Source organism: Pseudomonas sp. GLN_2 (genome assembly GCF_043106005.1).
In the GTDB taxonomy this organism is placed as follows: domain Bacteria; phylum Pseudomonadota; class Gammaproteobacteria; order Pseudomonadales; family Pseudomonadaceae; genus Aquipseudomonas; species Aquipseudomonas alloputida.
Genome location: NZ_JBICMC010000028.1, coordinates 71727 through 86950 on the forward strand (window position 1 = coordinate 71727; position 15224 = coordinate 86950).

17 protein-coding genes are annotated in these 15224 nt (G+C 61.2%); 4 read left to right on the forward strand and 13 right to left on the reverse strand.

Annotated features, from left to right (window positions below):
• Positions 1 to 377: 377 nt before the first annotated feature.
• The 9 genes from ACF8Q6_RS08050 to ACF8Q6_RS08090 all read right to left on the reverse strand — a co-directional run bounded on the left by ACF8Q6_RS08050 (position 378) and on the right by ACF8Q6_RS08090 (position 6924).
• Positions 378 to 977, reverse strand: a complete 600-nt coding sequence (locus tag ACF8Q6_RS08050) for a hypothetical protein (RefSeq protein WP_003254112.1) — start codon at positions 975 to 977, stop codon at positions 378 to 380.
• Positions 977 to 1675, reverse strand: coding sequence for a hypothetical protein (locus tag ACF8Q6_RS08055; RefSeq protein WP_392489612.1), 699 nt, complete (start codon positions 1673 to 1675; stop codon positions 977 to 979). The genes ACF8Q6_RS08050 and ACF8Q6_RS08055 overlap by 1 nt, the downstream gene beginning before the upstream one ends.
• A gap of 94 nt (positions 1676 to 1769) precedes the next feature.
• On the reverse strand, positions 1770 to 2555 hold the full coding sequence (pstB, locus tag ACF8Q6_RS08060) for a phosphate ABC transporter ATP-binding protein PstB (protein ID WP_003254117.1): 786 nt from the start codon (positions 2553 to 2555) through the stop codon (positions 1770 to 1772).
• Between the two features lie 50 nt (positions 2556 to 2605).
• Positions 2606 to 3499, reverse strand: a complete 894-nt coding sequence (gene pstA / locus ACF8Q6_RS08065) for a phosphate ABC transporter permease PstA (RefSeq protein WP_392489613.1) — start codon at positions 3497 to 3499, stop codon at positions 2606 to 2608.
• Positions 3496 to 4464, reverse strand: a complete 969-nt coding sequence (pstC, locus tag ACF8Q6_RS08070; RefSeq protein WP_004574212.1) for a phosphate ABC transporter permease subunit PstC — start codon at positions 4462 to 4464, stop codon at positions 3496 to 3498. The genes pstA and pstC overlap by 4 nt, the downstream gene beginning before the upstream one ends.
• 70 nt (positions 4465 to 4534) lie before the next feature.
• Positions 4535 to 5566 carry a phosphate ABC transporter substrate-binding protein PstS gene (pstS, locus tag ACF8Q6_RS08075; RefSeq protein ID WP_003254123.1) on the reverse strand — a complete coding sequence of 344 codons (1032 nt, stop codon included), beginning with the start codon at positions 5564 to 5566 and terminating at the stop codon, positions 4535 to 4537.
• Between the two features lie 316 nt (positions 5567 to 5882).
• On the reverse strand, positions 5883 to 6116 hold the full coding sequence (locus tag ACF8Q6_RS08080; RefSeq protein ID WP_392489614.1) for a hypothetical protein: 234 nt from the start codon (positions 6114 to 6116) through the stop codon (positions 5883 to 5885).
• 71 nt (positions 6117 to 6187) lie between these two features.
• Complete coding sequence (locus ACF8Q6_RS08085; protein WP_392489615.1) at positions 6188 to 6613, reverse strand: MAPEG family protein; 426 nt, start codon at positions 6611 to 6613, stop codon at positions 6188 to 6190.
• Positions 6610 to 6924, reverse strand: coding sequence for a DUF2834 domain-containing protein (locus ACF8Q6_RS08090; RefSeq protein WP_392489616.1), 315 nt, complete (start codon positions 6922 to 6924; stop codon positions 6610 to 6612). The genes ACF8Q6_RS08085 and ACF8Q6_RS08090 overlap by 4 nt, the downstream gene beginning before the upstream one ends.
• 106 nt (positions 6925 to 7030) lie before the next feature.
• On the opposite strand from ACF8Q6_RS08090, the gene ACF8Q6_RS08095 reads away from it, so the two are divergent.
• Positions 7031 to 7849, forward strand: a complete 819-nt coding sequence (locus ACF8Q6_RS08095; RefSeq protein WP_392489617.1) for a helix-turn-helix domain-containing protein — start codon at positions 7031 to 7033, stop codon at positions 7847 to 7849.
• Here ACF8Q6_RS08095 and ACF8Q6_RS08100 read toward each other — a convergent pair.
• From ACF8Q6_RS08100 to ACF8Q6_RS08110, 3 genes are all read right to left on the reverse strand, one after another.
• Entirely contained in the window at positions 7839 to 8624 is a 786-nt protein-coding gene (locus ACF8Q6_RS08100) for a 2-keto-4-pentenoate hydratase (RefSeq protein WP_392489618.1), read from the reverse strand. The genes ACF8Q6_RS08095 and ACF8Q6_RS08100 overlap by 11 nt on opposite strands.
• A 138-nt stretch (positions 8625 to 8762) precedes the next feature.
• A complete protein-coding gene (locus ACF8Q6_RS08105) occupies positions 8763 to 10106 on the reverse strand; it encodes an MFS transporter (RefSeq protein WP_392489619.1) in 1344 nt (447 codons plus the stop codon).
• Between the two features lie 44 nt (positions 10107 to 10150).
• Positions 10151 to 11293: an iron-containing alcohol dehydrogenase gene (locus ACF8Q6_RS08110; RefSeq protein ID WP_392489620.1), complete on the reverse strand. Its 1143-nt coding sequence runs from the start codon at positions 11291 to 11293 to the stop codon at positions 10151 to 10153.
• A 142-nt stretch (positions 11294 to 11435) separates the two neighbouring features.
• Between ACF8Q6_RS08110 and ACF8Q6_RS08115 the strand changes: the two genes are divergently transcribed.
• Both ACF8Q6_RS08115 and ACF8Q6_RS08120 read left to right on the forward strand, forming a co-directional pair.
• Positions 11436 to 12377, forward strand: a complete 942-nt coding sequence (locus ACF8Q6_RS08115) for a LysR family transcriptional regulator (protein WP_012052065.1) — start codon at positions 11436 to 11438, stop codon at positions 12375 to 12377.
• Between the two features lie 290 nt (positions 12378 to 12667).
• Complete coding sequence (locus tag ACF8Q6_RS08120) at positions 12668 to 13543, forward strand: universal stress protein (protein WP_392489621.1); 876 nt, start codon at positions 12668 to 12670, stop codon at positions 13541 to 13543.
• Between the two features lie 59 nt (positions 13544 to 13602).
• On the opposite strand, the gene ACF8Q6_RS08125 is transcribed toward ACF8Q6_RS08120, so the two are convergent.
• A complete protein-coding gene (locus ACF8Q6_RS08125) occupies positions 13603 to 14457 on the reverse strand; it encodes a helix-turn-helix transcriptional regulator (protein WP_392489622.1) in 855 nt (284 codons plus the stop codon).
• Between the two features lie 151 nt (positions 14458 to 14608).
• Between ACF8Q6_RS08125 and ACF8Q6_RS08130 the strand changes: the two genes are divergently transcribed.
• On the forward strand, positions 14609 to 15163 hold the full coding sequence (locus ACF8Q6_RS08130) for a GNAT family N-acetyltransferase (protein ID WP_324737469.1): 555 nt from the start codon (positions 14609 to 14611) through the stop codon (positions 15161 to 15163).
• Positions 15164 to 15224: the final 61 nt, after the last annotated feature.

A 15224-nucleotide genomic window follows, 5' to 3' on the forward strand; every position in this document is an offset into this window, starting at 1 on the left:
GGGACGGGATGTCGGAGGCGATTATCAGAAGTGGGCAAATTGCCAGAAACGCTGCTTTGGCGTGGGGTGGCGAGTGCTTTGGGGCGGGAGGGTGTGGCCCGGTGATTTGGTCCCGGTACCTGCTTGGGTCTGGGTTCGAGACTTAGGACTTAGACATGAGTGGTAGGCAGGTATCAGTACCGCTGCATGAGCGGGTTAGTACGGTCAATTGCAGGCGTGGCTGTGTTGAAGATGCGCGGGGGATGGCACCGGCATTGCCGGTGTTCGCGGCTAAAGCCGCTCCTACAGATGCCGTGCAAGACCCGAAGGTTGCGAGCGTCCTGTGGGAGCGGGGTTACCCGCGAAGGATGCTACGCGGTCGCTGGCATTGCGTCCGTTCAGGAAGCCAGTGCCTGCGAACGCTGGCAAGCGGGCATCTCATAGCGATGCGGTTGCTGCCAGGCCAGCCGTGCCTGCACATCCACCACCGCGTCCTTCACCTTCTGCGCCCAGTGCTCATCCTTCGGGCACACCACCACCACGCGGAAACCGTGGTCGACCCCTTCCAGGCGCACACCTTCGGAATCATCTACGTGCAGATCGATATCAAAAGCCGAAGGCAGCTTGGAGGGTGAGTTTTCCAGCCCGTTCTGGGCCAGGATGTGCTGGTGCCGATCGCTGTTGACCACGCCATCGACATGAATGCCGTAAAGCATCAGCCAGCGGCGGATGTAAGCCGGGGTACGTCCCGAGGAGGTGTAGATCCAGATGCTGCAGCCCTGGCGGCGCAGGTCGCGGATCAGTTCGCGGGTGCCGCTGCGCAGGGGCTCACCCAGCCAGCGATGGACGAAACCCGGCAGCTTGCTGTCCTCGGCGGCGGCGTGTTCGGGCAGGCAGGCCAGCGTGTCGTCGATATCGAACGAAATGCGTACCTGGCCACGCTTGAGCTTGCGTTCGATGGCTTGCCGCCCTCGGGCGAACAGGGATGAACCTTGCATCAGCGGCTCCACTCACAGGCAGGCACGGGCGTGCCGGTCAGGAAGAACTTGCCGGGCTCAGGCGCCTTCGCTTCCAGGAACGCGGCGTACTTTTTCTTGATCTTGGGGAGTTCGTACAAAGCCTTAACACCGTGTTTGGCGGAGTTGCGTATGACCGAGGACGGGTTGAAGTAACCCTCGGCGTTGTCCAGCGACAGCACGAATGGCGGTAGCCCGGCACGCATCAGCAAATAGCTGACAATAAGCGAACCCGTGCGGTTGTTGCCTTCGATGAACAGCTGCGGCTTGCTGAGGATCCGTACATACACACCCGCTGCCCGCTTCCAGATGGAATCGCTGCGGTACGCGCAGTACCAGTTGTACAAATCCTTGATGCCACCTTCCACGTTGTTGAAAAAGTGCGCTTCGGTTGCCGCAAGGTGCGGGGCGAATTCCAGGCGACGGGCCGGATCGCTGCCGCATAGCACGGTGGCATTGATTTCCAGCATCAGGTTCAGCTGTTGCAGGTCGAACAGGTCGATACCGCGAGCGACATAGTCGTCAATCAGCGCATAGCCTTCAACCACATTCAGCAGCACCTCGTCGGTAAACGGGTCCCGCGGTTCGGTGAAATGCTGGCTGAGTTCGGCAAAACGGCCCTGCACCTCGCGCAGTGCGCGCTCTACCGCTGACAGATCAAGACGACGCGTCGCTCGCATTGGTAATCCCGGGTAACACTTTAACGGAAGGTAACGCGGCCGGGTGTTGCAACCATCCTGGCTGCAACACCCGGCCACCTTGAGCTTGCATGGCTTAGCTGAACTTGCCGCTGATGTAGTCGCTGGTCAGTTGCTCGCGCGGGTTCTGGAAAATCTGCGCGGTCGGGCCCATCTCGACCAGGTAGCCGGTGCGGGTGCCCTGGGAAATATCCACCGAGAAGAACGCAGTGGTGTCGGCCACACGAATCGCCTGCTGCATGTTATGGGTCACCAGGGCGATGGTGTAGTCCTTTTTCAGCTCGACCATCAGCTCCTCCACGCGGCGGGTGGCAATCGGATCGAGTGCCGAGCAGGGCTCGTCCAGCAACAGCACTTCCGGCTCGGTGGCGATGGCACGGGCGATGCACAGGCGCTGCTGCTGGCCACCGGACAGTGACAGCCCGCTGACCTTGAGCTTGTCCTTCACTTCGTCCCACAGCGCGGCGCCTTGCAAGGCGTGCTTCACGCGATCGCCCAAGTCGCCTTTGTAGCGGTTCAGGCGCAGGCCGAAGGCCACATTGTCGAAGATGCTCATCGAGAACGGGTTGGGCTGCTGGAACACCATGCCGATATAGCGGCGTACTACAACAGGGTCGACACCCTTGCCGTAGACATCTTGCCCAAGGAAGTGCACATGGCCTTCGAAACGGAAACCCTTCACCAAGTCATTCATACGGTTCAAGCTACGCAGCACGGTACTCTTGCCGCAGCCCGAAGGGCCGATGAAACCGGTGATCTCGTTTTTCCTGATCGGCACATGGCTGTCACGCACGGCCATGAAGTTACCGTAGAAAATCTTGTCGAGCTTGCAGTCCATGACAATGGGGGCTTCGCTGACCATGGGAGCGGCTCTTTGCGCAGTGGATACGTTCAAGTTGGATGCTCCCTTTCTCAATACTTGGGCTTGCCGAAGACTCGGCTCAAAATGTTGATGACCAGCACGATCATTACCAGTACCAGCGAGGCCGCCCAGGCGAGCTCCAGCTGGTTGTCGAACGGCATGCCGGAGAAGTTGTAGATCAGTACCGCAAGCGAGGCTGTGGGGTTCATCACCGCCAGGCCGCCGTCGTGGTAGATCCAGTAGTTGCTGAACAACGCGGTGAACAGCAGTGGCGCGGTTTCGCCAGCGGCGCGAGCCACGGCCAGCATCACCCCGGTAAGGATGGCCGGCAGGCCGGTGGGCAGGACGATCTTCCAGATGACCTGGGCACGGGTGCAGCCCATGCCGTAGGCAGCATCCTTCATGATCTTGGGCACCATCTTCATCGACTCTTCGGCGGTGAGCACCACGATCGGCAGCATCAATACCGCCAGCGCCACGCCGCCTGCCGGTGCCGAGTAGGTACCGGTGGTCATCACCACCAGGGCGTAGGCAAACACCCCGGCCAGGATCGAGGGCAGGCCAGTGAGCATCTTGGCGGCAAAGCGCGCAGCGTTGGCCAGCTTGCTGTCGGGGCCGAGCTCGGCCAGGAACACCGCTGCCAGGATACCGACCGGCACAGCGATGGCGGCGGCAATGCCGACCATGACGAAGGTACCGGCCATGGCGTTACCGAAACCACCGCCCATCTCGAAGCCAGTCGGCGGCAGCTCGGTGAACACTTCCAGGTTAAGGCGTGCCCCGCCGCGAGTGATCAGCATGTACAGCACGGAAATCAGCGGCACGCTGGCCACCAGTGCCGCGAACCATGCCAGGGTGGTCAATACCAGGCTGCGCAGGGCGCGGCCTTCCAGCTTGCGCTGCAGGCTGGGCAGCGCGGCTACAGGGGTCGTCAGGTCAGTCATTGTTTGTTACCACGCTGAGCGTAGAGCATGATCATCGAGCCGAGGACGTTCACCAGCAGGGTGATGAACATCAGTACCAGTGCCGCGTACATCAGCACTTCGACTTCGTTCGGGCCGGCTTCCGGGAAGTTCAGCGCCAGCAGCGCCGCCAGGGTGTTGGCCGGTGCGAACAAGGACAGGGAAATGGTGTTGGCGTTGCCGACCAGCATGGCCAGCGCCATGGTTTCACCGAGTGCACGGCCCAGCCCGAGCACCAGCGAGCCGAAGATGCCGGTAGCCGCCGAGGGCACCATCACCTTGAGAATGGCTTCCCAGTGGGTGGTACCCATGCCGTAGGCAGCCTGCTTGGTTTTCATCGGTACGCTGGTCAGCGCATCCTGGGAAACCGCAGCGATGGTCGGCAGGATCATGATCGCCAGTACCAGCGCCGCAGGCAGCAGGCCTGGGCCACTCAGGGAGGTGCCGAAAAACGGGATCCAGCCCAGCTCGCTGTTCAGCCAGGCGGTCAACGGGCGAATCGCCGGGATGACCACATAGATGCCCCACAGGCCGTACACCACGCTGGGGATGGCGGCGAGCAACTCGACGATGGTGCGAAACACCGCGGCAAGCTTGGCCGGAAGGAAATCCTGGGTCAGGAAAATGGCCATGCTGACGCCGAAGAAACCGGCGATCAACAGGGCGATCAAGGCGCTGTACAGCGTCCCCCAGATCGCTGGCAGAATACCGTACTTGCCTTGGTTAACGTCCCAGACGCTGCCGAACAACACGTCAAAACCGTGCTTTTCAATGCCGGGCAGTGCCTTGCGGCCGACTTCGTAGACCAGCGCGAAGACCAGCGCCAGTACCAGCACCACGCCAATGCGCGCAAGCGCACGGAAGGTGCGATCGACCAGAAAGTCTTTCGCAGACGGTGGCTGGCACGCGGAGTCGGGGTTATCCGGTATGGCAAAAGGAGTGTTCATTGGCGAGTTCCGGGACAAGGGACAAACACCCCCGGCATGGCTTCATGCCGATACCGGGAGCGCCTGGGTATTACTGGATGTTGGCGGACGCTTTACGCACCTGGTCGACTACCGACGGCGGCAGCGGGATGTACCCCATCGAGTCGGCGATGGTCTGGCCTTTGGTCAGGCTGTACTCGACCATTTCACGCATGGCCTTGGCTTTTTCCGGGTTGCCGTTGTCCTTGCGGAAAATCATCCAGGTATAGGAAGTGATCGGGTAGGACTTGGCACCGTCCGGGTCAGGCAGCCAGGCCACCAGGTTTTCCGGCATGTTCACCGCAGCCAGTGCTTCGGCACCGCTCTCGGCATTCGGCACGACGTATTGGCCAGCCTTGTTCTGCAACATGGCGAAGTCGACCTTGGCCAGCTTGGCGAAGCCGTACTCGATGTAGCCGATGGCGCCCGGGGTCTGGCGGACGGTGGCGGTTACGCCGTCGTTCTTCGGCGACTTGATGAACTTGTCGGTGGCCGGCCAGTTGACGGTGTTGCCTTCGCCCAGCCCTTGCTTGAAGTCAGCGTTGATGGCCGACAGGTGCTTGGTGAAGACGGCAGTGGTGCCGCTGGAGTCGGCACGCACGACCACGGTGATCGGGGTGGCAGGCAGCTTCAGGTCAGGGTTGGCCGCCGCGATTTGCGGGTCGTTCCACTGGGTGATCTTGCCGAGGAAGATATTGGAGTAGACGTCGCGCGGCAGCTTCAGCCCTTTAGGGTTACCCGGCAGGTTGTAAGCCAAAACGATTTCACCGGCGGTCATTGGCAGCAACTGCACGCCTTCGCCAACCTTGGCAATGTCTGCTTCGCTCATGGCCGAGTCGCTGGCGGCGAAGTCGACGGTCTTGTTCAGGAAGTCCTGAACGCCCGCGCCGCTGCCCTTGGACTGGTAATCGACGGTGACGCCAGCCGTGTTCTTGCTGAAGTCCTTGAACCAGGTCAGGTAGATCGGTGCAGGGAAGCTGGCGCCCGAACCGGTCAACCGAACGTTTTCTGCAGCAAAGGCTGCCGAGGTGGCGCAAAGGGAAACGGCAACGGCGAGTGCAGCAGACTTCATCAGGCGTTTCATCAAAATGTGCTCCATGTGATGGCCGGCACACTTTGCATCAGCTGTGTTACAACTTTGTGACTATTGAATGGCAGGCCGCGCGGTAGAGCTTATCGACTGTGCCATCAGGCGCCGAGCCGGAACCCTGAAACGGCTCCGGCCTCAACGCTAACGCTTGAATGTGCCGATTGGATGACGGCCGTACGAGGCCAAAGCACCGCTCGCCCATTAGCCGGCACTTTTCAGACACGCAGGGTTGCAACCGTTCAGGCAAACCGGCAGGCGCGAAGACCCTGCAACGCAGCACCAGGAACAAGAACCTGGCCACTGCAGGCGATCAACCGATGCCGGCAAGACCTGGATCACCGGCATCGGCACAGCGGTTGCGGCATGCACATTCGAACTCGGCTTGGGCACGGGTGGAAAAGTTCAGGCTCAGACGCATCTTGTCTTGGGTGTCGTAGAGGTCGTAACCCTCCCCCAGTGCAGCGGGAAAGCCAAGCCGCCGAGGATAGGCCTCTTTCTTGAGTGGCACTGCGGGAACCACAACGAAGCGTGTCTGCATGATCATCCCCTTCGGCAGTGCTTAAGTATTAGTACCGCTACGTGAAAGCATCAAGATGACTCATGCAATATTTTGGTTCAGCCGCCCATTCTCGCGGTGATAAGTGAACAGAATCCCAGCAGGCAAATGACCCCGATGCCATAGAACAACGCTCTCCAGGGCTGCAAACCGCGCAGGTAGGCCAGCGTGTGCAGGACCCTGGCAACCGTGAACACAACACTCAGCCACAGCACCGGTAGCGTGGCGGCTTCCAGCGCAACAGCCAGCCCGCCGAGGGCAAAGAACAGAGGAATGTTCTCCAGGTCGTTGGCCCAAACCTTGGCAGCACGTATCACCTGCGGGCGTTCCGCGGCCTGGGCGACGCGCCCGAACACGGCAGCGTCCTCCGGGTTGGTGAACGCGACGAAGCGCAAGCGGTGATAGCCCTGATAGCAGGAAACCAGGAACATCTTGAGGAACAGCACCACCACACACAGCGCATAGACCTGCAAGGCACTGCTCATGGCTGGCGCCCCTCGGCAACGCCTCTGATCACCAGATACAGCAACGGCCCCAGCGAAACGAACACGACGGTCAGCAGCAGGTAAGGCAGCACCGCGATCCCGGCGCTGGCGCGCATGCGGTTGTCTCTCACCATCCAGCAACCGGCCAGCCCGGCCATCAGGTACAGGTCGATGACCACCTGGGCCGTGTCCGGCTGCGCCAGCAGTGCCAGCCCGAATGCCAGCAGCGATTGCTCGGCAATCAGCATGGCCCAGCCGGTATACAGCGAAAACAGCACCAGTATTGCCAGCGCGCAGATACGCAAGCCCATATAGCTCTCCTTGATAGGGTTTGCCGGCACAGTAGTGATAGGGTTGCTTGCACTCAATGACCCGTGAGGTCATGGACATTGCACTCAAGGACGATCAGGGCAACGTATGAATCAGCATTTGTTCCATCGCAGCACCCCTGCCCCGCACATCTCAGCGGGCCAGCATCTTCGCGAACTGCGCCGTCAGGCCAACCTCAGCCAGCTGGACCTGGCGCTGCTGACGGGGCTGTCGCAGCGTCATCTGAGCTGTGTGGAAACAGGACGCGCCAAGGCCAGCCCAGGCACGTTGCATGCCCTTCTCTCGGCCCTGGATGCGCCGCTGGAGCGGTGCAACGAAGTGTTCGTTGCTGCAGGATACGCGCCCCGCTACGCCGCCACGCCACTCGATGCGCCTGCACTGGCCTTGGTGAATACTGCCATCGAGCATATTCTGCAGGTGAACAACCCCGCTCCGGCGATCGTCATCGACAGCCACTGGGACGTCATCGCCGCCAACGCCAGTACCGGGCTGCTGCTGGCGATGGCCGGTGTCAGCGCACAGCCGGCAACCGGCCTCAACCTGCTGCAGACATTGCTGTGCCCCGGTGGCCTGGGTGATCACCTGGCCAACGCGCCGGAAATCCGCGCTGCAGCCTGGCAACGTGCATCCAGGGAGGCCGCAGGCAATCCGGCACTGGCAGCGCGCTTGCGCGACTTGCCGGCCCCCTCGAGCCCGTGCCTGATGACGACAGCCACCCCTCTGCTGCTGACCCGCGTGAACACCCCGTATGGCGAGTTGCGGTTCCTGTCCACGTTCACCACCTTTGGCATGCCGCAGGATGTCACCGTGCAGTCACTGCGCATCGAACACCTGATCCCCGCCGACCCACAGACCCGGCAAAGAATGCTGGCAGCGTTCGAGCAATGGTCGGCCGTTACAGCGTGAACGTCAGGGTCTGGCCAAGGAACCTGGCGCTGACCTGGTGGCCTGTTTCATGCAGGTCGAACGGCTGGCACATGGCCCCGGTGGTCACCACATCCCCGGCCTTCAGGGTCTGGCCACGCTCGGCAGCGTGCGCGTACAGGTGAGCCAGCGACACCAGCGGGTCGGTGGCCGCATCGCCAGACAAGCCACCGGCGCGCCGTTGACCATCCACATGCACCTCGGTGGTTTCGGCCAGGTCGGCGAGCAACGCCACATTGATACCGGCGCCCAGGCTAGTGCCGACCACCAATGCTTCGAACCCCACGTTGTCAGCCACAAAACTTGGCCAGCCGACAGCCTTGCGGTCGACAAAGCGCGAACGCACCACTTCAAAGGTGACGCACGTGGCGCGAATATCCTCACTCACCGGTACGCGCCCGGCTTGCGGAGGAATATCCCGGTCCAGCACGAAGGCAATCTCGCATTCGATGGTCACCGGCGTAACCGCTGGCAGCTGGATATGTGCGCCGTCGGCATGGCAACGCCCCGCTTCCAGTTGGCCAATCAAGGGCCGCGACAACTTGCCTGCACGCATGCCAGCTGGGCTGCCGACGCCCAGCTTCCACCCGGCGCGCTGGCCTGCGGCAGCAGCAAACAACTGGTCCTGGCTGTCATAGCCTTGTTTCAACGTCTCGGGCTTGAGGCTGGCGGGCAGTTCCGTCAGCAGGTCACCGCTGCGCCAGTGTTGCAGTAGCAAGGCTGCAGTGCGTTGGTGTACGAAGAGCGAACGGTTCATCAAGACCTCATTGAGATAGGCGATGGCGGGCAACAGATGCTATGGCCTGAAATTGATAATGATAAATATATTGTCATGATGCCCATCATCACAAATTGTTATTTAACTGCCTGATGAAATCCGCCTGCAGGTGCATGCTCAGCGATCAGTGGAAACCGGCTGCTTCAACAACAACACATAAGCCATCGCAGCAACCGCGGCCACGGCGGCACTGATCAGGAATGCCGAAGCGAAGGACCCGGTCTGCTGAATGCTGAACCCGGTCACGATGGGCGCCACAGACCCTGCCAGGTATCCGCCGAAGTTCTGGATCGAGCCAAACGAGGCCACGCGCTGGCTATCGACCACGGTGTTGGCGATCATCCATGCGGTAGAGCTGGCCATGTTCACGCTGAACAGTGCGCAACACAGCAGCGCCACACTGAGCAGGAAGCCGCTACCGAACGACAGGGGAACGGTGAATGCAGCCGCCGCGAACAACGCACTCACTACAACCCGCTTGCGGCTACCCAGCACACTGGCACCGTGCTTCACCAGGCGGTCGCAGATGCGGCCCGCGACAATGGTGCCCAACGCGCCGAACACATAGGCCAGCGAAACCACCCAGGCGGTCTGGTACAGGCTCAAGCCATGCTCGCGCTCGAAGTAGCCCGGCAGCCAGGTCAGGTGCAGCCACAGCATGTAGATCACCCCCATGAAGCCCAATACTGCCCCCCAGGTGCTCTTGTGGCGGAACAGCTCGGCCCACGCCGCCAGTTGTGCCTGCACACTGGGCCTGGCGCTCGGCACCGCCTGTTTATGCGCCTGGGCCGCCAGCAGTTGCTCACGCGCCTCGGCAGGCAGTTCGGCCAGGTACCGCGCCTTGCTTTTGTAGAAGGCGAACCAGCAGGCGGCAACCAGAATGCCGAACACTCCGGTGACGATGAACATGCCGCGCCACCCCCAGGTGACCATCAGCAGCGTCAGCAACGGCGGCGCCAGACACGGCCCGATGCAGGTCGATGACAGCACGATGCCGGTCGGCGTCCCTCGCTTCTCGGCCTCGAACCACTCCGCCAGCGCCTTGGCCGCCGACGGGAACATCGGCGCTTCGCCAATCCCCAACACCACCCTGAGCCCGATGAATGCAGAAAAACTGTTGATCAGGCCAGAAGCCGTCTGTGCCACCGACCAGCCCAGCAGGGCCGCCCCCAGCGAAATCTTGCTGCCCAGGCGGTCGATGATCATGCCCAAGGGCAGTTGCGAAAAGGCATACGCCAGGGAAAACGCCGACAGCAGAATGCCCATCTGTGACGGCGTGATGCCCATGTCGCGCTGGATGGACGTATTGGCAATCGACAGCGCACTGCGGTCGACGTAGTTGATGATGCCGATCACCAGCAACAGGCTGACGGTGATGACCTGGTACTTTCTGAACGGGTTCGAGCTGGCGACCGCTTCAGGTTCGCGGGCGAGCCCGGGTTGCGCATATTTGGTATTCATGGGCGTTCACTTTTGTTGTTATTGGTTGAACAGCAGGTAACGGCTTACATGGACGCTTCAAGCAGCCACTGATAGTCCTCGGCAGATGCCTCACGTGGGTTGGTGCGGTGGCTGTGATCGGCCAACGCGCCCTGGACGATGCGCGGGAACAGGTCCGGGCTGACATCCAGTTCGCCAAGGCCGGTCGGCAGGCCCAGCGTACGGGTCATGTGGCGAATGGCATCTTCGATCTGGCTGTCATCGGCCAGCCCCATCGCCCGGGCGATGCGTTGCATCTTGTGTTCACTCACCACCGTTTCGGCCGTGCGGTTGAAGCGGATGACGGCAGGCAGGAAGATCGCATTGAGGGTGCCGTGGTGCAGGCGCGGGTTGATCCCGCCCAACGCATGGCTAAGGCTGTGCACGCAGCCCAGGCCTTTCTGGAAGGCCAGCGCACCTTGCAGCGATGCGCTCATCATGTTGATGCGCCCGTCCAGGTTGCCCGGCTCGCGGGTGGCTCGTTCGATGAAGCGCCAGGCCCGCCACAGGCCGTCCAGGGCAATGCCGTCGGCAGGCGGGTTGAACGCAGGTGCCATGAAAGTTTCCAGGCAGTGGGCAATCGCGTCCATGCCGGTGGCAGCCGTGAGTTGTGCCGGCAGCCCGAGGGTCAATGCCGGGTCACAGATGGCGGCCTTGGGCACCACATGGGGCGAGATCACCCCCACCTTGCGCCCGTCCTCGAGTATCAGGATGGCACCGCGCCCGACCTCGCTCCCCGTGCCGGCTGTAGTCGGCACGGCAATCACCGGCGCAGTTGCCGGGGTAATCCGGGCCAGGCCGCCCTCGATCACCGCAAAGCCCTTCAACGGGCCGTCGTGCCGGGCACACACCGCCACCCCCTTGGCCAGGTCAATTGCCGAGCCACCGCCAATGGCGATGATGCCATCACAGCCATATGCCTTGAACATGGCCACGGCCTCACGCACGGCATGCTCGTTGGGATTGGGTGGCGTACCGTCGTAGATCGGCGGTTGTGCCATATCGCTGGAGAAGGTGTTCAACGCCGTATCGACGATACCGGCGGCACGCACGCCACGGTCGGTCACGATCAAAGGCCTGGTTATACCAATGCGCTCACATTCGGCGGGCAGGCAGGCAATGGCACCGATATCGAATTGAATCTGGGTGATGTAGTTGATCAGGGACATAAGGCTTGGCAGGCTCCTGGCTTTATTGTTCTGGGCGTTTCAGCGGCACTGGATGCGACACTGTGCAGCGCCAGTATAGGAATGCGCGGCTGGCCATGGTATTGAGAACAATCCATATCGGTATAACCAGGACTAATACCAGATGACCCCATCGCTCAATTCGATCATGTCCCGCCTGCACGCCCGCCATCTGCGCTTGTTGATCGAGTTGGACGAGCACCGCTCGCTGCTCGGTGCAGCAAGCAGCGTCGGGCTTACCCAGCCTGGTGCCAGCAAGGCCTTGCAGGAAATCGAAACCACCTTCGGCACTGTGCTGTTCAACCGCACCAACCGAGGCCTGGAGCCCACGGCCGCCGGACACTGCGCCATCCGCTACGCACGCCTGTTACAGACCGACATCGCCAACCTGCGGCACGATCTGGATGCAATCCTGCGTGGGGTCGGCGGCCGGCTGGCTGTGGGGGCGATCATGGGCGCGGTGCCGTTGCTGATGAAGGCGGTGTCACAGCTGGCCAGCATCCAGCCACAGATGTCGTTCGAAATCATCGAAGACACCAGCCAGTCGCTGCTGACGCAGATCGAGAGCGGCCGCCTGGACATCGCCCTGTGCCGCACCAGTGTCAGCAATACGCCGCAGCTGTTCGCCAGCACCTTTGTCCAGGATGAGACACTGGCGGTCATCGCCAACATCGACCACCCGCTCAAGCATGCGCCAAGCCTGAGCCTTGCCGACCTGGCCGAGAGCCGCTGGATCGTCTACCGGGCCAACATGCCCATGCGCGTGCAACTGGAGCGCGAATTTCACGATGCCGGGCTGCGCTTCCCGCTGCACCTGGTTGAAACCACTTCGATCCTGGCGACCTTGTCGCTGTTGCAAAACCGTCCTGACTTCGTTGCGCTGGTGTCGATCGACGTGGCCCAGCAATGTGCAATGAATCAACAGGTCAGCATACTGCCCTTGAGCATGGCCTCGGTCAGCGACCCCTACGAGTTGGTAACCCGTAAAGGCAGCCAGGCAACACCGGCCATGGACACGCTCACCGAACTGCTGCTGTTGCAGGGCCGACAGCGCTGCGACAGTTAATGCGGTTTCATGGCAGAAGCCACTGGGAAATCTGGGCTGAGAGGCTGAGGTTCAAGACAGTAATGAGGCGGCCCGCCAGCCCTGGGTAATCAGCCTTGCAGCTACACCGGCAGTGCTGTTGCCGGCATGACCTGCCGCTACACCTACACGCCATTGACCCAGATCAAGCCCTCGCGCCGGGTTCGCGCGACGATGGCTGCACGCAAGGAATGACTCAAGCACCGCCAGGCGCACAGTGCTCAAGGTTTACCGCTTGATCGCTGTGCGCGGCCTTGGCCAAGGAGCCCCACATGAACCCGATGAAACACATACTGGTTGCCACCGACCTTTCCCCACATGCCCGCAAGGCCGCTGAGCGCGCTGCCTACCTGAGCGATGCGCAACAGGCCTCGCTGGACCTGCTCTACGTTGCCAACCCGGCACCCTTCGAGCGCCTCAAACAGTTGGTGACGCCTGATGACGATCTGTTGAAACGCGTACTGGATTGCGCAGGCGAGAAAACCCACGCACTGGCAGCGCTGCTGTTCCAGCGTTACGGTATCTCCGCTGGCGTGCAGGTCGCCAGCGGCTCGGTGATCACGGAAATCAACCGGGTGGTGCAGGACAAGCACAGCGACCTGCTGGTGTGTGGGGCCAGGGGCCAGAGCGTGGCGCGGCGCCTGCTGCTGGGTTCGACCGTGCAGAAACTGCTCAACCGCATGCCCTGCCCTTTGCTGGTGGTCAAGCCGGCCCCTCGTGATGCCTACCGTACCGTGCTGGTGCCAGTCGATTTTTCGTCCGTTTCACTGCGCACCCTCGAATTGGCCAAGGCCATTGCCCCGCAAGCAGAGATCATTCTGCTGCATGTGTACGAAGCCCCGTTCGAAGCCAGCGTGCGCTTCGCCCATCTCGACCACGACACCCTCACCCACTACCGCAATGTCATCCGCAAGGATGCACAAGTACAGCTCGCGGCGCTGAGTGAGGCTGCCGGCCTGGCCGATGCACGGCAGATCCTGGTGCACGGTGACCCTGGCTGGCGCATTGCCGAGCAGGAACAGGAGCTGGAGTGCGACCTGATCGTGGTCGGCAAGCAGGGGGCAAGCGCGCTGGAGGAACTGCTGGTGGGCAGCGTCACCAAGCATGTACTGAACGAATCGCAGTGTGATGTGCTGGTCTCGCCATAGCATACCGTGCCTGCCGAGCACGCTGCTAAGCGCCCTCGGCAGGCACCGCTGTGCAAGCGTCAGCCCAGCCCTTGCACGTTCTGCGATTGCCTGCGGTAGCTGGAAAGCGAAAAACCGGTCTGACGCTTGAAATAGCGGCACAGGTAAGACGCGTCGGCAAAATGGAGTGCATCGGCAATTTGCCCGACAGCCTGATTACTGTAGGAAAGCAGTGCCTTGATTTCCAGGGTCACCTGCCGATCGATCAAACTTTTCGGGCTGGCATTGAAATACATCTTTGTCAGTTGCGACAGATAGAACGGGGTGATGTTAAGCGCGTCGGCATAGAACTTAACCTCGCGCTGCCGGGTGCTGTGTTTGCCTACCAGCTCCCAGAATCGCCAACTCAGTGCTTCCTTGCGGCTGAACGCCCTGCCTGCTGTCGGTAACATGGGAAGCTGCTCGGCAATCTTCAGAAAAAGGTTCTGCAGCTGGTTGCGCAGCATTATGTGCTGATAAGTGGCACAGCAGCGCACAATATCGCGCATCTGCCTCAGCCACCCTTCCAGCAGCGGCCTCTCGCTTTCGGCAAGTACACAGTGCGGATGGTCGTGCAGAAAGACGAACAATGAATTGGGCAGTGGGTAGGCGACCTCGGCAGCAAGTGCTTGGGGTATCAGGCAGAAAAACACCTTGAAGCATCGTGAGCGACATTTGAGCAAGGCTATGGTGTCTTCGGCCAGCACCAGCACATCAGCGCGCCTGACAGCATGTTCTTTGAAGTTCAGCGTGAAACGGGCAGACCCGGACAGGCACACAAGCAGTGTCAGATAGGCATGACCGAACGACAGTGGCGCCCCCTGCCCATCGGCAAGCGTGCTTTCACCTGTCTGGATCGGATCACCAGCCGCGTAAAGTTTCGGAATGTGATGCATCGCACTCGGTACCAGCGCCAGATAGAGCCAACAGCCTAACATCAAGCACCCGCGCAGTTTCGAAAAGTACCGATAATGCCAAGGTAGCGACGTTTACCGCGTGGCCAGTCGGCCATACGCTGGCCCAACGGACCAGACACGAGTACAGGACATGAAATTGGAAACCGAACGTTTGCTGCTTCGCCCTTGGCTGGAGAGCGACGCTGCTGATTTGTACGAATATGCCAAGGACGAGCGCGTCGGCCCCGTTGCGGGCTGGCCTGTGCACACCAGTGTGGAGCACAGCCGCGAGGTCATTCGCGAAGTGTTCAACCACCCCGAAGTGTACGCCCTTGAGCTCAAGCAGAATCAACGTGCCGTAGGCTGTGTCGGTCTGCTGACTGGCAGTAACAGCAACCTCGAGATCAGTGAACAGGAAGGTGAAATTTCCTACTGGATCGGGGTTCCCTACTGGGGCAAAGGCCTGGTTCCGGAGGCTGTGCGGGAAGTCATGCGCCACGCCTTCGAAACCCTGAAACTGCAGGCACTGTGGTGCGGCTACTACACTGACAACAGCCAGTCACAGGCGGCCCAGGCGAAGTGTGGTTTCCGTCATCATCACACCGAAGAAAACAAGCACAACCGCTTTCTTGACGACTATCGTACTGAGCACATCAGCCGCATCACCTACCAGCAGTGGGTGGAGGGTGAGCAACAGCAAAAGTAGCCGACGGCGACGCCCGTACGGTGCGTTCGATCACTCGCTGGGTACCCCCGGTATACGACGC